The organism is Pseudohaliea sp., assembly GCF_054552115.1.
Genome location: NZ_JBTOLW010000022.1, coordinates 1 through 17,818, shown reverse-complemented (window position 1 = coordinate 17,818; position 17,818 = coordinate 1). Strand labels below are relative to the sequence as shown.

At 69.1% G+C, this 17,818-nt stretch carries 16 protein-coding genes and 1 pseudogene; 11 read left to right on the top strand and 6 right to left on the bottom strand.

What is annotated here, in order from left to right:
* The first annotated feature begins 88 nt into the window (after positions 1–88).
* Both purM and purN read left to right on the top strand, forming a co-directional pair.
* On the top strand, positions 89–1,126 hold the full coding sequence (purM, locus tag ACX93N_RS11265; RefSeq protein WP_459428517.1) for a phosphoribosylformylglycinamidine cyclo-ligase: 1,038 nt from the start codon (positions 89–91) through the stop codon (positions 1,124–1,126).
* On the top strand, positions 1,123–1,776 hold the full coding sequence (purN, locus tag ACX93N_RS11260; protein ID WP_459428516.1) for a phosphoribosylglycinamide formyltransferase: 654 nt from the start codon (positions 1,123–1,125) through the stop codon (positions 1,774–1,776). The genes purM and purN overlap by 4 nt, the downstream gene beginning before the upstream one ends.
* A gap of 1 nt (position 1,777) precedes the next feature.
* Here the strand turns inward: purN and dcd are convergent, their stop codons facing one another.
* The gene (gene dcd / locus ACX93N_RS11255; protein ID WP_459428515.1) at positions 1,778–2,344 is read right to left on the bottom strand and encodes a dCTP deaminase; all 567 of its coding nucleotides are present in this window, start codon (positions 2,342–2,344) and stop codon (positions 1,778–1,780) included.
* Positions 2,345–2,388: 44 nt separating this feature from the next.
* A pseudogene (gene apbC / locus ACX93N_RS11250) lies at positions 2,389–3,186 on the bottom strand (iron-sulfur cluster carrier protein ApbC); the annotation flags it as partial.
* Between the two features lie 186 nt (positions 3,187–3,372).
* Between apbC and metG the strand changes: the two are divergent.
* The 7 genes from metG to ACX93N_RS11215 all read left to right on the top strand — a co-directional run bounded on the left by metG (position 3,373) and on the right by ACX93N_RS11215 (position 11,093).
* A complete protein-coding gene (gene metG / locus ACX93N_RS11245; RefSeq protein ID WP_459428514.1) occupies positions 3,373–5,466 on the top strand; it encodes a methionine--tRNA ligase in 2,094 nt (697 codons plus the stop codon).
* Positions 5,467–5,691: 225 nt separating this feature from the next.
* Complete coding sequence (rsxA, locus tag ACX93N_RS11240; protein WP_459428513.1) at positions 5,692–6,270, top strand: electron transport complex subunit RsxA; 579 nt, start codon at positions 5,692–5,694, stop codon at positions 6,268–6,270.
* A complete protein-coding gene (gene rsxB, locus ACX93N_RS11235; protein WP_459428512.1) occupies positions 6,270–6,887 on the top strand; it encodes an electron transport complex subunit RsxB in 618 nt (205 codons plus the stop codon). The genes rsxA and rsxB overlap by 1 nt, the downstream gene beginning before the upstream one ends.
* Entirely contained in the window at positions 6,884–8,683 is a 1,800-nt protein-coding gene (gene rsxC, locus ACX93N_RS11230) for an electron transport complex subunit RsxC (RefSeq protein ID WP_459428511.1), read from the top strand. Before rsxB ends, rsxC begins: the two co-directional genes overlap by 4 nt.
* Complete coding sequence (gene rsxD / locus ACX93N_RS11225) at positions 8,684–9,712, top strand: electron transport complex subunit RsxD (RefSeq protein ID WP_459428510.1); 1,029 nt, start codon at positions 8,684–8,686, stop codon at positions 9,710–9,712.
* Between the two features lie 2 nt (positions 9,713–9,714).
* The gene (rsxG, locus tag ACX93N_RS11220; protein ID WP_459428563.1) at positions 9,715–10,383 is read left to right on the top strand and encodes an electron transport complex subunit RsxG; all 669 of its coding nucleotides are present in this window, start codon (positions 9,715–9,717) and stop codon (positions 10,381–10,383) included.
* A complete protein-coding gene (locus ACX93N_RS11215; protein ID WP_459428509.1) occupies positions 10,380–11,093 on the top strand; it encodes an electron transport complex subunit E in 714 nt (237 codons plus the stop codon). Before rsxG ends, ACX93N_RS11215 begins: the two co-directional genes overlap by 4 nt.
* Here the strand turns inward: ACX93N_RS11215 and ACX93N_RS11210 are convergent.
* The 4 genes from ACX93N_RS11210 to ACX93N_RS11195 are packed head-to-tail and all read right to left on the bottom strand — an operon-like array spanning position 11,086 to position 13,584.
* Positions 11,086–11,487 carry a hypothetical protein gene (locus ACX93N_RS11210; protein WP_459428508.1) on the bottom strand — a complete coding sequence of 134 codons (402 nt, stop codon included), beginning with the start codon at positions 11,485–11,487 and terminating at the stop codon, positions 11,086–11,088. The two genes, ACX93N_RS11215 and ACX93N_RS11210, sit on opposite strands and share 8 nt — an antisense overlap.
* 3 nt (positions 11,488–11,490) lie before the next feature.
* Positions 11,491–11,955, bottom strand: coding sequence for a GNAT family N-acetyltransferase (locus tag ACX93N_RS11205; RefSeq protein WP_459428507.1), 465 nt, complete (start codon positions 11,953–11,955; stop codon positions 11,491–11,493).
* Positions 11,952–12,698 carry a hypothetical protein gene (locus ACX93N_RS11200; protein ID WP_459428506.1) on the bottom strand — a complete coding sequence of 249 codons (747 nt, stop codon included), beginning with the start codon at positions 12,696–12,698 and terminating at the stop codon, positions 11,952–11,954. The genes ACX93N_RS11205 and ACX93N_RS11200 overlap by 4 nt, the downstream gene beginning before the upstream one ends.
* 43 nt (positions 12,699–12,741) lie before the next feature.
* Positions 12,742–13,584, bottom strand: coding sequence for a glycosyltransferase (locus ACX93N_RS11195; RefSeq protein ID WP_459428505.1), 843 nt, complete (start codon positions 13,582–13,584; stop codon positions 12,742–12,744).
* A gap of 98 nt (positions 13,585–13,682) precedes the next feature.
* Here ACX93N_RS11195 and ACX93N_RS11190 point away from each other — a divergent pair, with 98 nt between their 5' ends.
* Positions 13,683–14,945 carry an Nramp family divalent metal transporter gene (locus ACX93N_RS11190; RefSeq protein WP_459428504.1) on the top strand — a complete coding sequence of 421 codons (1,263 nt, stop codon included), beginning with the start codon at positions 13,683–13,685 and terminating at the stop codon, positions 14,943–14,945.
* Between the two features lie 196 nt (positions 14,946–15,141).
* Entirely contained in the window at positions 15,142–17,592 is a 2,451-nt protein-coding gene (locus ACX93N_RS11185) for an Ig-like domain-containing protein (protein WP_459428503.1), read from the top strand.
* Positions 17,593–17,818: the final 226 nt, after the last annotated feature.

Here is a 17,818-nt window from a genome sequence, read left to right as displayed (position 1 = left end):
TAAAGAAAGCGGCCCGATTCCATGACCGACTGGCTGGCGCCCGCGCAGGCCCTGCCCTACACTAGCGCGCCTGCAAGGGGGCCTGCCCATGGGTGACAGCGACAAACCGAAGCTCAGCTACCGTGACGCGGGGGTCGACATCGACGCCGGCAACCGTCTCGTCGGGCGTATCCGGGACGTCGCCGCGCGCACGCGCCGGCCCGAGGTGCTGGGCAACCTCGGGGGCTTCGGCGCGCTCTGTGAGCTGCCCGCCGGCTACTGGCAGCCGGTGCTCGTCTCGGGCACCGACGGCGTCGGCACCAAGCTGCGCCTGGCCATGGATCTCGGGCGCCACGACACCATCGGCATCGATCTCGTCGCCATGTGCGTCAACGATCTCGTGGTCGCCGGCGCCGAGCCCCTGTTCTTTCTCGACTACTACGCGACCGGCCGGCTCGACGTGGACATCGCCGAGGCCGTCGTACGCGGCATCGGCCGCGGCTGCGAGCTAGCCGGCTGCGCCCTCGTCGGGGGTGAAACCGCGGAAATGCCAGGCATGTACGCGGGCGCCGATTACGACCTCGCCGGCTTCTGCGTCGGCGTCGTCGAGAAAGCGTCGATCATTGACGGCAGCGCCGTCAGCCCGGGGGACGTCCTCATTGCCGTCGGCAGCAGCGGCCCGCATTCGAACGGCTACTCGCTGATCCGCAAGGTGCTCGACGTCAGCGGCGCGAGCACCGACCTCGACCTCGGCGGCACCTCCCTCGGCGAGGCGCTCCTCGCGCCCACCACCATCTACGTAGCCGCCATGCTCGACCTGTGCCGGCGCGCCCCGGTCCATGCTCTCGCGCACATCACCGGCGGCGGCCTCACGGAAAACCTGCCGCGGGTCCTGCCGGAAGGCTGCCATGCGCTTATCGACACCGGTAGCTGGGAGTGGCCCGCCGTGTTCCACTGGCTGGCCGAAGCCGGCAACATCGATCGCGACGAAATGTTCCGCACCTTCAACTGCGGCGTCGGCATGGTCGCCTGCGTACCCGCCGGGGCGGCGGACGAGGCCCTGGCCTGCCTCACGGAGCACGCGCTCCCCGCCTGGACCCTCGGCACCGTCGAGGCCGGTGACCACGGCATCACCCTGGCGCCTTGAGCGGACGGGTCGCGGTCCTCGCCTCCGGCGTCGGCAGCAATGCCGAGGCCCTGGCCCGGGCCTGTGAGGACGGCCGCATCGACGGCAGCCTTTGCGTCGTCGCCAGCAATCGGCGGGACGCCGGGGTACTGACCCGGGCCGCAGCGCGCGGGCTGGCCACGCTGGCCGTGGACCACCGTGCCTACCCGGACCGCGCCACCTTCGATGCCGCCCTGCACGAAGCCCTGCTCCCTTTCGAACCGGATCTCGTCGTCCTCGCCGGCTTCATGCGCATTCTCACACCGACTTTCATCACGCCCTGGCGCGGGCGCCTGGTAAACATCCACCCGTCCCTGCTGCCGCTTTACCCGGGGCTGGACACGCACGCACGCGCGCTCGCCGCCGGCGACCGGGAGGCGGGGGCGACGGTGCATTTCGTGATCGAGGCGCTGGACGCGGGGCCGGCGATCCTGCAGGCAACCGTGCCCATCGAGGCCGGCGACAGCCCCGCCACGCTCGCGGCGCGGGTGCTGGTGGAAGAGCATCGCATCTATCCGCTGGCGGTGCAGGCCTGCCTCAGCGGGCGGGTGCGCCTGGCCGGTGACCGGGCGGAACTCGACGGTGCGCTGCTGCCGCCGTCGGGGGCCGAGGAGGCAATGCTGCTGGGCTGACTCAGGCCCGGGGCAGGGTGACTCCGCGCTGACCCTGGTACTTGCCGCCGCGGTCCCTGTAGCTGACCTCGCAGACCTCGTCGGACTCGAAGAACAGCATCTGCGCCACACCCTCGTTGGCATAGATCTTCGCGGGCAGCGTGGTGGTGTTGGAGAACTCCAGGGTAACGTGCCCTTCCCACTCCGGTTCGAGGGGGGTGACGTTGATGATGATGCCGCAGCGCGCGTAGGTCGACTTGCCAAGGCAGATCGTGAGCACGTTGCGGGGGATACGGAAGTACTCCACCGTGCTCGCCAGGGCGAAGGAGTTCGGCGGGATCACGCACTCGTCGCCGCGTACGCTGACGAAGCTGCTCTCGTCGAAGTGCTTGGGATCCACGGTGGCCGAGTTGATGTTGGTGAACACCTTGAACTCGTCGGAGCAGCGCACGTCATAGCCATAGCTCGAGGTGCCGAAGGAAATGAGCTTGCGGCCCTCCCGCTCGCGCACCTGCCCGGCCTCGAAAGGTTCGATCATGCCGTGTTCCTCGGCCATGCGCCGAATCCACCTGTCCGCCTTGATGCTCATGCCTGCGTCTCCCTGCTGCGCGGCCCCCGCCCCGGGGCGGCGGGTCAATCGTCCGTGATGCTGATGCTGGGGGCGGCCGCCCCGTCATCGCCGCCAGCGTCCGCCTCCACCACGGCGCGCAGCGCGCGGGCGGCGGCGATGAAGGCGTCGCCGGCGACGGAGCCGGGGTCCGATGCAACCGTCGGGCGGCCGGCATCGGTCTCCTCGCGCACGGAGGCAGCCAGCGGCAGGCTGCCCAGCAGGCGCACGCCGTACTCGGCCGCGACCCGCTTGCCCCCACCCTCGCCGAAGACATGCTCCACGTGGCCGCACTGGCTGCAGCGGTGCAGGGCCATATTCTCGATGATGCCGAGCACCGGCACGTCGACCTTGCGAAACATCTCGATACCCTTGCGCGCATCGAGGAGAGCGATGTCCTGCGGCGTGGTGACGATCACCGCGCCGGCCAGCTTCGCCTTCTGTGCCAGCGTGAGCTGGATGTCGCCGGTGCCCGGGGGCATGTCGATAAGGAGGTAATCGAGTTCACCCCAGCGTGTCTGCTCGAGCATCTGCGCCAGGGCCCCGCCGGCCATGGGACCGCGCCAGACCATGGGGGTGCGCTCGTTCGCCAGGTAGCCCATGGACATCGTCGCAAGGCCCTGCGCCGGAACCGGCAGAAGCCACTGGCCGTCTTCCGTGTCCGGGCGGGTACCCGCGGGAAGGCCGAGCATGGTCGGCTGGCTCGGACCGTAGATGTCGGCGTCGAGCAGGCCCACCCTGGCCCCGTCCGCGGCCAGGGCCAGGGCGAGATTCACGGTCACGGTGGATTTGCCGACGCCGCCCTTGCCCGAGGCAACGGCGATGAGGTGGCGAATGGACTGCATGGCAGGACTCGCGTGCTTGGAGTGGGGTTGCGGAAGGCGCAGTATAGGGACTCGCCGATGCACGCACAATGCAGCGCCGGCATGGGAAGCGCCAGCTCCGACGGCGTGAAAAGCCCCCATAAAACCGCTATAGTAACGCCCCTTTTTTCCAGCTGGACCCCGTCCATGAGTGCCCAGAAGCGCAGTATCCTGGTGACCAGCGCCCTGCCCTACGCCAACGGGCCGCTGCACCTCGGCCACCTCCTGGAACAGGTGCAGACGGACATCTGGGTGCGCTTCCAGCGCTCCCGGGGCCACGAGTGCCACTACGTCTGCGCCGACGATGCCCACGGTACGGCCATCATGCTCAGCGCCGAACGGCAGGGCATCACGCCGGAAGAACAGATCGCCCGTATCCACGAGGAGCACAGCCGCGACGCCGAAGACTTCCTGATCAGCTTCGACAACTACTACACGACGCACTCGGACGAGAACCGCCACTGGTGCGAGTATATCTATGGCAGGCTGCGGGACGGCGGCCACATCGTCGAGCGCGAGATCACCCAGGCCTTCGATCCGGAGAAGGGCCTTTTTCTCGCGGACCGCTTCATCAAGGGTACCTGCCCGCGCTGCCACGCCCCGGACCAGTACGGCGACAACTGCGAGGCCTGCGGTGCCACCTACACCCCGGCGGAACTTATCGACCCGGTCTCCGCCCTCTCCGGGGCGACGCCCGTCGAAAGGCAGTCGCAGCATTTCTTCCTGTCCCTGGACAAGCTCGCCGACATGCTCCGGGAGTGGATCGGCTCCGGCACCCTGCAGCCGGCCATCGCCAACAAGCTGCGCGAATGGACCGACGCGGGCCTGCAGGCCTGGGATATCAGCCGCGACGCGCCCTACTTCGGCTTCCGCATTCCCGGGGAGAGCGACAAGTACTTCTATGTCTGGCTCGATGCCCCCATCGGCTACATGGGCAGCTTCCAGGACTACTGCAACCGGGAAGACCTGGACTTCGACCGCTTCTGGCGGCCCGGCCACGACACGGAGCTATACCACTTTATCGGCAAGGACATCATCAATTTCCACGGCCTGTTCTGGCCGGCGATGCTCCACGCCTCCGGCCTGCGCACCCCCACCGGCGTGTTCGCCCACGGCTTCCTCACGGTGAACGGCACCAAGATGTCCAAGAGCCGCGGCACCTTCATCAACGCCCGCCGCTACCTGGACCACCTCGACGCCGAGTACCTGCGCTACTACTTCGCGGCGAAGCTCGGCGGCGGTGTTGACGACATCGATCTCAACTTCGAGGACTTCGTACAACGCGTGAACGCCGACCTGGTCGGCAAGGTCGTGAACATCGCCAGCCGCTGCGCCGGCTTCCTGAGGAAGGGCCACGACAACTGGCTGGCCACCGATTGTGCGGAGCCCGCTCTCCTCGACGACTTCATTGCCGCCGGCGAGGGCATCGCGGGCCGCTATGAAGAGCGCGAGTTCGGCAAGGCGATGCGCGAAGTCGTGGCCCTCGCCGACCGGGCCAACCAGTACATCGACCACCACAAGCCCTGGGTGCTGGCCCGGGACCCGTCGAACGCTGCCGAGGTACAGGCCATCTGCTCCGTGGGCATCAACCTGTTCCGGGTGATCATGGTGTACCTGAAGCCGGTGCTCCCGGCCATGGCCGCCCGCGCCGAGAACTTCCTCAATGCCTCCCTGGACTGGCCTTCACTCGACCAGCCGCTGCTCGGGCACCAGCTGCGCGCCTTCACGCCGCTGATGACCCGGGTGGACCCCGCGGCCGTCGACGCGCTCCTCGAGAGTGGCCGCGAAGCAGAACCGGCGGCAGGCAGCGCCAAGCAGGGCGAGCCGGCAGCCGCCGGCAGCGGCGGGAAAGCAAAAGCGGGAGAGAAACCGGCTAAGGAAGGAAAGAAAGGAAAGGCAGACGAGGACGCCGACACCATCGCCTTCGACGACTTTATGCGCGTCGACCTGCGTGTGGCGCGCATACGCCGCGCCGAACCGGTGGAGGGTGCCGACAAGCTGTTGCGCCTGACCCTGGACGTCGGCGATCTCGGCGAGCGAGAGGTCCTCTCCGGGATCCGCGCGGCCTACGACCCGGCCACCCTCGAGGGACGCCTGGCCGTCCTGGTGGCCAACCTGGCGCCGCGGAAAATGCGCTTCGGCGTTTCCGAGGGCATGGTGCTCGCGGCCGGGCCCGGCGGCGGGGAGATCTTCCTGCTCTCCGTCGACAGTGGCGCAACGCCCGGACAGCGGGTCACCTAAGTCCCTGCTTCCGGCGCGGTTTTTAAGCGCCGCGACCTTGCGCCAGATCAGTTTTCGCCGCAACGCAGCGTTATATACTTAGCGCGGAATGGTCGTTGTGTCGCCGGGGAGGCTTCCTTACCATTGCCCGCGGTACCGTGCGCAAAAGCCGTTGCGGACGGGGTCCGCACAGGAAGTCGCCCCGGCCTCGACGCACGCGGCGCGGCGGAACCGGACGGGGACAGCATGCTCGCGGAATACTCGGTGCTCCTGATCGGGGCCATCCTGGTCAACAACTTCGTACTGGTCCAGTTCCTGGGCCTGTGCCCCTTCATGGGCGTCTCCAACAAGCTCGAGACTGCCATGGGCATGTCCCTCGCGACCACCTTCGTCCTCACGCTCGCCGCCGCCAGCAGCTACCTCGTGTACAACTTCATCCTCGCGCCGCTGGGCCTCGCTTACCTGCGTACCATCTCGTTCATCCTGGTGATTGCCGTGGTGGTGCAGTTCACCGAGATGGTCGTGCGCAAGTCCAGCCCCCTGCTGCACCGGGTCCTCGGCGTCTACCTTCCCCTCATTACCACCAACTGTGCGGTGCTGGGCGTGGCGCTGCTCAACATCAACAAGGAGCACGACTTCCTGCAGTCGCTGCTCTACGGCTTCGGCGCCGCCGTGGGCTTCTCCCTGGTGCTGGTGCTGTTCGCCGCCATGCGTGAGCGCCTCGCCGTGGCCGACGTGCCGCAACCTTTTGCCGGCCCCGCCATCGGCATGATCACCGCCGGGCTCATGTCCCTCGCCTTCATGGGCTTCGCGGGGCTGGTGTAATGGCCGCCTGGCTCGCCGACTATCCCCTCGCCGCGGCGATCCTCGCGCTCGTGGCTCTCGGCGCCGTCTTCGGGGCCGTGCTCGGCTATGCGGCCGAGCGCTTCCGCACCGAGGGCAACCCCATCGTCGACGAGATCAACGCCATTCTCCCGCAGACCCAGTGCGGGCAGTGTGGCTACCCGGGTTGCCGCCCCTACGCCGAGGCCATCGCCGCCGGCGAGGCGGAAATCAACCGCTGCCCGCCCGGGGGCGAGGCCGGCATCCAGGCGCTCGCAGACCTTCTCGACGTGGAACCCAAGCCGCTGGACGCGGAGCACGGCGAGGAAGCGCCGGTGAAATCCGTTGCCCATATCCGCGAGGACGAGTGCATCGGCTGCACCAAGTGCATCCAGGCCTGCCCGGTGGACGCGATTCTCGGGGCGGCCAAGCAGATGCATACGGTCATCACCAGTGAGTGCACGGGCTGTGATCTCTGCGTGGAGCCCTGCCCCGTGGACTGCATCGACATGATCCCGCAGGCCGAGACGCTCAGGACCTGGCACTGGCCGCTGCCGGACCCGGCCGCCGGCCGGGTCGAAGTGATCGCCACGGACCGGCTCCAGGACCGGGCGGCGTGAGGCGGGTGCACGATTTCCACGGCGGCATCCACCCGCCGGAGAACAAGGCGTTGTCACTCACGGCGCGCATTCAGCCGGCGGGGATCCCGCCGCAACTCGTGTTGCCGCTCGGGCAGCACATCGGCGCTCCGGCACAGCCGGTGGTCCGCGTCGGCCAGGCCGTACGCGGCGGTGAACTGCTCGCGGAAGCCGATGGCTTCGTCAGCGTCCCGGTGCACGCACCGACCTCCGGCACCGTAAGCGCGATCGAGGACCGGCCGGTCCCCCACCCCTCCGGGCTGAGTGCCCCGTGCATCGTCATCGATAGCGATGGCGCCGACAGCTGGGTAACCCTCGCGCCGCTTCCCGACGCCGAGCGCGGTGACCCGACAAAGCTGCGCGAGCGCATCCAGGCCGCAGGCATCGCCGGCATGGGCGGCGCCGGCTTCCCCACCGCCGTGAAACTCTCGCCGGGACCCGGCAAGGCCATCGAGACGCTCATCATCAACGGCACCGAGTGCGAACCCTACATCACGGCCGATGACATGCTCATGCGCGAGCGCGCGAGCGACATCGTTGCCGGCACGCGCATCCTCGCCGAGCTGCTGGGACCGCGGGAAATCCTCATCGGTATCGAGGACAACAAGCCGGAGGCGATCGCCGCCGTTCGGGCCGCCGCCGATCCCGCCATGGAAGTGGTGGTCTTCCCCACCAAGTACCCCTCCGGCGGCGAGAAGCAGCTCATCGAAATCCTGCTTGGCAGGCAGGTGCCCAGCGGCGGCATCCCCGCCGACATCGGCGTCGTCTGTCAGAACGTGGGCACCGCTGTAGCCGTGCACGAGGCTGTCGCCCTCGGACGCCCGCTCGTCTCCCGGGTGACGACAGTGACCGGTGAGGCCGTGGCGCATCCGGGCAACTACGAGGTACTCCTCGGCACGCCCATGGGCTGGCTGCTGGAGCGTGCCGGTGTGGACACGGAGCGCGCGCGGCGTCTCGTCATGGGCGGCCCGATGATGGGCTTCAGCATTCCGGATCCCGCCTGCCCGGTGATCAAGACGACTAACTGCCTGCTGGTGCCCACCGAAGCCGAGCTGCCCACACCACCACCGGCACAGGCCTGCATCCGCTGCGGCCTCTGCGCGGAGGCCTGCCCGGCGACGCTGCTGCCACAGCAGCTGTACTGGTTCGCCCGGGGCAAGGAGTACGACAAGCTGGAGGGCCACAACCTCTTCGACTGCATCGAATGCGGCGCCTGCTCCTATGTCTGCCCCAGCCACATCCCGCTGGTGCAGTACTACCGGGCGTCGAAGGCCGAGATCATCGACCGGCGCCGCGAGGCCGAGAAGGCGGAGCATGCGCGCGAGCGCTTCGAGGCACGGCAGGCGCGCATGGAGCGCCTGGCCGCGGAGCGCGAGGCAAAACGCGCCGAGCGCAAGAGGGCCGCCGAAGCCAGGGCCAGGGCGAAAGCAGAGGCCGCAGCGGCTGAAGACGCGGGCACAGGCGCTGCGGAAGGCGCGCGGGCTGCCGCCAGCGAGGACCCGATCCAGGCGGCGATCGAACGGGCCAGGGCGCGCAAGGCGGCTCTGGCCGCCCGCAGGGAGGACGACCCCGCCGAGCGCATCGACAAACTCAGCGCAAACGTCGATGCAATCGCGAAACGCCTCGCGGCGGCGCGGGAAAAGCTCGAGGCCTGCAACGGCGGCGACGCGTCGGTGGCGGAGGCCTTGCAACGCGCCGTCGAGAAGACCGAGGACAAGCTGGCGAAGGCCGAGGCGGCACTCCGGGAGGCCCGCGAAGGGGCCTCCGAGGAAGCCTGAATGAGCCTGCTTCGCATCACCTCCCCGCACGCCCACGGGCCGCTGTCGACCACCCGGGTCATGCAGACGGTTCTCCTCGCGACGCTGCCCGGGGTCGCGGCGCTGGTGTGGTTTTTCGGCCCCGGTGTGCTCATCAACATCGCGGTCACCAGCCTGTTCGCCATCGCCTTCGAAGCCGCGGCCCTCAGGCTGCGCGGCCGCCCGGTGCTGCGCACCCTCGACGACCACAGCGCGGTGGTCACGGCCACCCTGCTCGCCATCGCCCTGCCGCCCTACTCGCCCTGGTGGCTGCTCGCCGTGGGCGCCGCGGCCTCCATCCTCCTGGCCAAACAGCTCTACGGAGGCCTCGGCTACAACCCCTTCAACCCGGCCATGGTCGGTTACGTAGTCCTGCTGATCTCCTTCCCGGTGCAGATGACCAGCTGGGCGGCACCGCGGGGACTGGCACCGGAGCTGCCCGGCCTCCTCGACGCCCTGGAGGCCTGTTTCAGCCCGGCGAGCTTCGATGGCGCAACCATGGCAACGCCCCTGGACCTGCTGCGCCAGAACAGCGAGCAACCCCTGGCGACGTTGTACGCGGCCACACCCCAGCTGGGCGCCTGGGGCGGCGTGGGCTGGCAATGGGTGAGCCTCGGCTTCCTCGCCGGTGGCCTGTGGATGCTCTACCGCGGCATCTTCACCTGGCACGCGCCGGTGGCCATGCTCGTTGCCCTGGCCGCCATGGCCGCCCTGTTCTACGACGGCGGCGGCCCGCAAAGCGGCGGCTCCCCCCTCTTCCACCTGCTCTCCGGCGCCACGATGTTCGGCGCCTTCTTCATTGTCACCGACCCGGTATCATCGGCGGTCTCGACACGGGGGCGGCTCGTGTACGGGGCCCTCATCGGCGTGCTCATCTACCTCATCCGCAGCCGCGGCAATTACCCGGATGCGGTGGCCTTCGCCGTACTCATCATGAATTTTGCTGCCCCCTTCATCGACTACTACACACAGCCGCGCAGCTACGGCCACGCCCGCGGGGGCCGCCCGTGAAGATGCTCGGCCAATCGATCACGCGCAACAGCCTGGTGCTCGCTGCCTTTGCTGTCGCTACGGCCGTGCTTCTCGCCGGGACCCACCTCAAGACCCGGGAGCGCATCGCGGACCAGCAGCGCGCCGCCGAGGAGCGCGCCCTGCTGGAAATCGTCCCCCGGGACGCGCACGACAATGCTCTCCTGGACGATACGCTGCCGGCACCGGTGGGCGACGACAAGCTCAAGCTCGCCGAGCCGCGGCCCATCTATCGCGCGCGCCGCGACGGCCGGGTGGAAACCGTGCTCGTTCCGGCACGGGCCCCGGATGGCTACAGCGGCGCCATCGACCTGGTGGTGGGCGTGAACCGGGGCGGCACCGTTGCCGGTGTGCGCGTACTCGAGCACCGCGAAACCCCCGGCCTCGGCGACAAGGTCGACCGGCGCAAGTCCGACTGGATCGACGGCTTCGCCGGCCGCTCCCTCGACGACCCCGCCCCGGCGCTCTGGAAGGTGCGCAAGGACAAGGGCGTTTTTGACCAGTTCACCGGCGCCACGATCACGCCGCGAGCGGTGGTTGCAGCAACGCGCCGCGCCCTGGAATATGTCGAGGCCCATGAGGCGGAACTGTTTGCCGCAGGCGTAACGTCGGCCGCCGCGGAACCCATGCAAGGCACGGAGAAAGGCCCATGAGCGAGCACGTCTATCGGGACCTGTCCCTGAACGGCCTCTGGAAGAACAACCCCGCGCTGGTTCAGCTGCTCGGCCTCTGCCCACTGCTGGCGGTCACGGGCAGCGTGGTCAACGCCCTCGGCCTCGCGGCCGCGACGCTATTCGTCCTGGTCTGTTCGAACACGGCGGTGTCGCTGATCCGCAACGTCGTGTCCGATGCCGTGCGCCTGCCAGCCTTTGTCATGATCATCGCGTCGGCGGTGACCTGTACGGAGCTGCTCATGCAGGCCTACGCCTATGAGCTCTACCAGATCCTCGGCATCTTCCTGCCGCTGATCACCACGAACTGTGTGATCCTCGGGCGCGCCGACGGCTACGCCAGTAAAAATCCCCTCGGGCGGTCGATCTTCGATGGAGCCATGATGGGCCTGGGCTTCGGGGTGGTGCTGGTGCTGCTCGGTGCCCTGCGTGAAATCTTCGGTACCGGGGCGCTGTTTGCGGACATGGACCTGCTCTTCGGGCCCGCTGCCGCAAACTGGAAAGTGGTGCTCGTGGAAGGCTACCAGCCCTTCCTGCTCGCGATCCTGCCGCCGGGGGCATTCATCTTCACCGGGCTGCTCATCGCCCTGAAGAATCGCATCGACAGCGGCATCGAGCGCCGTGCCGCGGCCGGGCGCGCCGCGCCGGTGCAGGGCAGCAAGCGCGTACGGGTGACCGGTACGATCAGCTGAGCTCGGGATCCAGGGCGAGCGTGGCGAGGATCTCATCCACCGCCGCGTCGTCCATACCCCGGTTGGCGAGCTCGCAGCTGTAGGTGACGTAGAGCACGATACGCCCCCGGCCGATACACCATTCGCGCAGCGCAGACCCCTCGTCGAGCCCCTCGGCATAGAGCCCCGGGATATCGGCGACCATGACCGGCTTCCAGCGTCCGTCACCGCCGATGGCGGCAGCCAGCGCCGCCAGGGAGGCGTCGTCCACCGGCCCGGCCTCCGGGCGCAGTTCGCTGATCTCGATGCAGCCGACGCCGTCGCGGTCGCCGATCAGTACTGTCTCATCCTCCCGCTCCGCCCACCACTCCGGGGGCAGCAGCAGGCTCCAGCCATCCGTTTCGAGTACGTGCACCGTTCACTCCAGCTCGCGGGACATGAGCACGGCATCCTCCCGGTCCAGGTCGCCGGTCCCGGGGTAGTAGCCACTCCGACGGCCATCCTCGCGGAAGCCGGCCTCTTCGTAAAGCGCGAGAGCCCCTGCGTTGGACGCACGCACCTCCAGCAGGCAGCGCCTGGCGCCCCTGCCCGCCAGGGCCTTCAGGGTAGCGGCAAGGAGCGCGGCCCCCACGCCGCGACCGCGCCGGGACGAAGCGACCACCAGCGCGAGCAGCGTGGCCTCGTCGAGGACCTGTGAACAGGCGCTGAAGCCGGCAATGCCTTCCAGCTCCTCGGCCACCAGCAACAGGGCGGTGCCCGCGGTGGCGCGCGACAGCAACTCGGCATAGAGCATGGGCCGGAGGCCGACACCGTCTTCGCCCTGGTCGATGGCGACGATGGCCGGCAGGTCCCCGGCCACCGCCGGCCGCAGTGCCGCGGTCACCGCCGCGCGAGCCCCCGCAGCACAGCCCAGGCCTCGCGCTTGGCGGCGGCGCCGGCGAGCATCTCCCGCGTGGACGGGAGCGGCACGGCGGGTACCGGCAGAGCCAGCTCGCCAGCCCGCTGCCGGGCGCCGGCGCCAAGCAGCAGGATGCGATCGAGGCCCGCTTCACCGGCAAGCCGGGCCAGGAAGGCCTGCAGCGCCACGGCGGCGGCCGCTGCGCCCTGGTCCAGCTGCGGGTTGCGGTGCATGGGCCAGGCGAACTCCCGTACCCGGGGCGCCTCCACGGCCCAGCCGCAGGCCCGGGCCATGGCATGGACCAGGGCCACCTGCTCCCGGGCAAGGGGGGCATCGTCCAGTTCCTCGAGCCAGAGCGCGCCACCCGCAAGCACAGCGGAGAGGCGGAAGCGAAGGGCATCGGTCTTGGCCGCTGCCGTCGGCGCGGAAGCGCCAGCCCGCGGCGCCGGCCGGGCCGTCGGTGCAGCCAGCGAGCGGGCCAGGACGCCCGGCGAGTCCGCAGGCGACGGTGCCCTCGCGGGCGTCGCCCCGGGCACCGCCCCGGCGGGGGCACCCGGGGCGTCCGGGGTGACCGCCGGCGACGGTGCGGCGGCAAACGCGGCCGGCGAGAGCACGCGGCGTGACGGGGCGGCGCCGGGAAGGTCCCGCCGCGAGCTGTAAAGGACAAGGCCCATGGCCTGCAGGCGGGCGAGGCGCTCGAGGTCGCTGCTGCGGTCGACAGTGGTCATGGACGGATAGTAGCAGGATCGGGCGGGGTTCCGGCGCGGCTGCTCAGCGCAGACCATGCTGGCGGAAGAAGCGCAGCGCCGAGCGCAGGAACCAGCGCACATGGCGCCAGCCCTTGTTGGCGGCGTAGCCACCGTGGTGCACGATCCGCACCTGTGGGGCATAGACCAGCCGGCCCTGCGGCCGCAGGCGCCTGGAGAGGTCGAAGTCCTCGAAGTACATGAAGTAACCGGTATCGAAACCGCGGGAAAGGCGCGCCGGCCGGCCCCGCAGCAGCAGGAAGCAACCGGAGAGAAGCGGCACCTCTGCCACCGCGAGGCTGTCGCAGAGATCCCGGGCCTCGTAGTGGGCCAGGCGCCTCGCCGCCCGGCGGCGAAGCCAGGGCGGAGCAAAGCCGCGCAGCAGCAGGACGCCGGGTGACGGGTGCCGCTTGCAGAGATACTCGCGCCGTCCGTCAGCGCCTTCGGCGTAAGGGTTCAACGCCGCGATGCCCGGCTCCCGCGCCAGCAGCGACAACCCCCGGGCCAGCGCATCCCGCGCCAGTTCCACATCGGGGTTCAATACCAGGTGATAATCACTGTCGGTATCGAGAAGCACCCGGTTGTGGCCGGCCCCGAACCCCCGGTTCTCTTCCAGCGCGAGGAAGCGATAGTCGAGGTCCCGCGTCTCATCGACGAGCGCGTCGGCCGCCTCTCGCGCGGCCGTTTCATAGGCAGCGTCCACGGAATTGTCCACGACCCACAGCGTCACCTCCCCGAGCGTGCCGAGGCGGCGCGCCTCCCCGATCGCCGCGAGGAGGCTGCGCAGCGTCGCGGCGAGCCGCGGCAGCGGGCTGTGGTACAACACGACGGAAACGGTCAGGGAGGGCGCGGGCGGCTGCTCGTTCATCGCGGCTATGGTAGCAGCCCGCCGAGAGCGAGCGCAGCAACACAGTGCTACCATCGCGGCTTTCGCGCCGCCGGCGCGCGGCAGGAGGGAGGCTCCCCATGGTCCGGAGCATGGCTCAGAGCATGACCCAGAGCATGCCCCAGAGAGAGAAACGCGCCGGCGGTTTCGGGCCGGGTCTCCTGGTCACGGCGGCCTTCATCGGCCCCGGCACCATCACGACAGCGAGCAACGCCGGCGCCAGCTTCGGCTACGCCCTGGTGTGGGCCCTCCTGTTTTCCGTTTTCGCCACCGTCATCCTGCAGGAGATGGCGGCCCGGCAGGCCCTGGCCACCCGCAGGGGCCTTGCCGAGACCATGCGGTCCGCCTTTTCCAGCCCAGTCCTCGGCCGCCTCGCGGTCATTCTGGTGGTCGCCGCCATCGGCCTGGGCAATGCCGCCTACGAGGCCGGCAACATCACCGGCGCGGCGGTCGCCGTCGCCGGCGTCACCGGGAGCGGCACCGGCCCCTGGGCCATCGCCATCGGTCTCGCTGCGGCGCTGCTGCTGGGCAGCGGTCACTATCGACTGCTGGAGCGGGTCCTCATCGGGCTCGTCCTGCTCATGAGCGCTGTATTCCTCGCCTGCGCCGTGGTCGCAGCGCCGGGGCCGGAAACCATCATCGAAGCGCTGACCAATCCCGGGCTTCCCGAGGGCTCGGCGCTGACGGTGATCGCACTCATCGGCACCACCGTGGTGCCTTACAACCTCTTCCTGCACGCCAACGCCGCGCGCGAAAAGTGGCCGGCCGCCATTCCCCTCGACGAGGCGCTGCCCGCCGCGCGGCGCGACAGCATCCTCTCCATCGGCCTCGGCGGCCTCATCACCCTAGCGATCCTGAGCACCGCGGCGGTCGCCTTTTTCGGTAGCGGGGAGGCCTTCGACGCCTTCGCCATGGCGGCGCAGCTGGAACCCGTGCTCGGGGCCGCCGCGGGCCCGGTGTTCGCCGCCGGCCTCTTCGCGGGCGGCCTCACCAGCGCGCTCACCGCGCCGCTGGCAGCGGCTTACGCTGTCTGCGGTGCCCTCGGCTGGCGCGGCGGACTGCGCGATACGCCCTTCCGGGCCGTGTGCCTTGCGATACTGGCCAGCGGCACCCTCTTCGCTGCCCTCGGCACGCGTCCGCTCGTCGCGATCCTCTTTGCCCAGGCGGCCAACGGACTGCTCCTGCCCTTTGTGGCCGTGGCGCTGCTTTACCTCATGAACCGGAAGGACCTGCTCGGCCCGTACCGTAACGGGCCGCTCGGCAATCTCCTCGGCGTGATCGTCGTGGCAGTGGCAACGGGGCTGGGCCTCGTCAAGCTCGCCAGCGTCGCCGGCCTGCTCTGAACCGGGGCGCCGAAACGCCGCCGCACGACTTTGTGTAAAAAGTTACAAAATTTTCCTATCATTCTGTTATTTATGAACTTTCATCACCGAAAGCGTGCTATGGTGGGATGCGAAGTAGCACAACTCAGCGGCGCGGGATAAAGTTACGCACAGTGATAAGACCGCGCGCGGGCCACCGGTACAGGGATAGGGGAAGATGATGAGTCACTGGGTCGCCATTCTCGGTCGCCGCCTCGCGGCATTGGGCTCCATGCTGGTCCTGCTGACCGCCTGCGGCGGTGGTGGTGGCGGCGGCGGCGGGTTTCTCCCCAGTGACCCCGACGGCGATACCACCGGCTACACGCTGCAGCTGGAAGTGGTTGACGCCAATGGCAACCCCACGTCCTCGATCACGACCACGCGGCCCGCAACACTCCGTGCCACCGTGCTCGAGGACACGCCCGGGGGCGACCCGGTGAGCGGTGCCGTTGTCGCAGCCTCGGCCGAGTTCACGGTGATTACGCCGGAAAACGGCCAGGCCCTGACCAACGCCGACGGCGTCGCGACCTTCCAGCTCGAGGCGGGCACGGCGGTCGGCGCCGACACGGTGACCGTCACCGTCGAAAGCCCCGGTGGCACCGTCACCCGCAGCGTCGGCGTGCAGACGGACTTCGCCGGCCTCAACCTCGGCTTTTTTGACGGCAACACCTTCGTCAACGGGCAGATCGGCCTGAGCGCCAACGACCTCGCCTTCGGCGGTTCCGCCGCCCTGCGCCTCGCCGTGGTCGACGAGGCCGGGCAGACCGCGGCTGCCACCGAGCAGATCCGCCTCACCAGCGCCTGCTCCCTGAGTGGCCAGGCCTTCTTCCGCCCCCTCGGCGACACCGGCGAGGGCACGGCCACGCTCGTCGTCGAGACCGTGGATGGCCTCGCCAACGCGGAATACCTCGCCGGCAGCTGTGAAGGTGGCGACGAACTGACCGCGGAACTGGTCGGCAGCGACGCGACGGCCACGGGCAGCCTGACCATCGCCGGCCGCTCCGCCAACTTCATCGGCTTCTACAGCGCCGATCCCACCGAAGGCGAAGAAGGCGCCGGCCGCACGATCATCGCCCTGCGCGGCACCGGTGGACCGGGGCGTCCCGAAGTCGCCACGCTGACGTTCGAGGTCCTGGAGGCGCCGGTTATTCTCGCTGAGGGCGAACCGGGGCCCGGCGAGGCCGGCTACCTCGACAACCCGGACCGGGTGCCGCTTGCCGGCATCAACGTCGAGTTTTCGCTGACCAACGCGCTCGGCGGTACCACCCTGCTCAACAGCACCGGCGTGACCGATGCCAATGGCCTCGTGGACGTCGAGGTGCGCGCGGGCAACGTGGCGACCTCGACCCTGGTCATCGCCAGCTTCGAGTCCACGGGCGCCGACGGCAACACGCGTCCACAGGAGGCCACGTCTAACCAGATTGTCATCAGCACGGGCCTGCCCGACCAGAACTCCATCAGTCTCTCCTCCGAGTTCTTCCATGCCCCGCGGGCGCGCGACATCGACGGCGTCAACGTCACGCTGACGATCCGCATGGCAGACAAGTTCAACAACCCGGTCGCCGACGGCACCAGCGCGGTGTTCACCACCGAGTACGGCACCATCGACTCCTCCTGCCTGACCGGGGTCAGCAACGGCGCCCGCTACCAGTCAGTCATCGGTGCGGAAGCGCCGCTGCGCGGCACCTGCAGCGTGCTCTGGACCAGCCAGGCGCCGCGCTTCCCTATCTTCAACCGGGATCGCGTACAGACGACGGACGACGATGGCACCTACCTCTGCTCGTCGCACACCGGTTCCTTCGGGCCCTGCCCGGACGACCTCGGCGCCATCCGTGGCCTGCGGTCCGCCATCCTCGTCACTGCCGTTGGCGAAGAGAGTTTCGTCGATGCGAACGGCAACGGCCTCTACGACGAGGGCGAGGATTTCGAGAACCTGCCCGAAGCCTTCATCGACAAGAACGAGGACGGCGTCTACACACCGGTTGAAGGCCCGCAGTGCGGCCCGCCCAGTACGGTAGAGAACTGCGAGCTGGCCGGCGCCGAGGAAGAGTTCGTGGACTTCAACCAGGACGGCGTCTACAGCCTGAATGTGGACCCGAACACCGGAGAGGGCGTCTACAACGGCAGCCTCTGCCCGCCGGAGGGCGATGGCATCTTCTGCAGCCGCGACCTCGTGAATGTGCGCACGTCCACCGTGCTCGTGCTGACGGCGGCCGCCCAGAACCTGCAGGCGCTGGCCGCGCGAACGCCGGACGACCCGCGCCGTGCCACCGATACCCTGCAGGAGGGTTCAACCTACGAGATCTACATCGCCGACCGCTACAACAACGCCCCCGGCGCGGGCACGACGCTGAATTTCCGCGCAGACGGCGACTGCAGGATCGTGTTCCCCGAGGATACCGACGAACTGGACATAACCGTGCCCGACCTGAACACCGCGCGCGGCGCCTTCACGACGCGGCTGCGGGTCAACGGCACCGGCGCCGCAGGCGGGGGCCGCATCACGATGAGCGCCACGGACCCGGATGCCAGCAACCCGGCACCGATCACGACCTTTGCCTGCCAGACGACCTGCTCGGAGCTGCAGGATCCGAACGACCCCACCGCGGGCTGCGCAGAAGAGCTCTAGCGGGTCGCCGGCCGGCTGGCCGGCAAGGAAAGGAAAAAGCCCCCGCCGGGTGGTCCCGCGGGGGCTTTTTCTTTCTTTGCCTATCACCGGGACGGCTGCTGGAGAGTGCCCCCAGTCGCTCCCCGATACACGCTTTGTGAGAGAAGACTCCCCCACTCGCCCCTGACGCCTCACGTGCCTTCAAGGCAGAGGCGGTAGGGGCGGCTTCCTGAGGGTGGCCCCCCCC

Excerpts from the sequence above, each read along its gene's own strand:
- purM (WP_459428517.1), top strand. The coding sequence starts at position 89 with ATGGGTGACAGCGACAAACCGAAGCTCAGCTACCGTGACGCGGGGGTC.
- dcd (WP_459428515.1), bottom strand. The coding sequence starts at position 2,344 with ATGAGCATCAAGGCGGACAGGTGGATTCGGCGCATGGCCGAGGAACAC.
- metG (WP_459428514.1), top strand. The coding sequence starts at position 3,373 with ATGAGTGCCCAGAAGCGCAGTATCCTGGTGACCAGCGCCCTGCCCTAC.
- rsxA (WP_459428513.1), top strand. The coding sequence starts at position 5,692 with ATGCTCGCGGAATACTCGGTGCTCCTGATCGGGGCCATCCTGGTCAAC.
- rsxB (WP_459428512.1), top strand. The coding sequence starts at position 6,270 with ATGGCCGCCTGGCTCGCCGACTATCCCCTCGCCGCGGCGATCCTCGCG.
- rsxD (WP_459428510.1), top strand. The coding sequence starts at position 8,684 with ATGAGCCTGCTTCGCATCACCTCCCCGCACGCCCACGGGCCGCTGTCG.
- rsxG (WP_459428563.1), top strand. The coding sequence starts at position 9,715 with ATGCTCGGCCAATCGATCACGCGCAACAGCCTGGTGCTCGCTGCCTTT.
- ACX93N_RS11215 (WP_459428509.1), top strand. The coding sequence starts at position 10,380 with ATGAGCGAGCACGTCTATCGGGACCTGTCCCTGAACGGCCTCTGGAAG.
- ACX93N_RS11200 (WP_459428506.1), bottom strand. The coding sequence starts at position 12,698 with ATGACCACTGTCGACCGCAGCAGCGACCTCGAGCGCCTCGCCCGCCTG.
- ACX93N_RS11195 (WP_459428505.1), bottom strand. The coding sequence starts at position 13,584 with ATGAACGAGCAGCCGCCCGCGCCCTCCCTGACCGTTTCCGTCGTGTTG.
- ACX93N_RS11190 (WP_459428504.1), top strand. The coding sequence starts at position 13,683 with ATGGTCCGGAGCATGGCTCAGAGCATGACCCAGAGCATGCCCCAGAGA.
- ACX93N_RS11185 (WP_459428503.1), top strand. The coding sequence starts at position 15,142 with ATGATGAGTCACTGGGTCGCCATTCTCGGTCGCCGCCTCGCGGCATTG.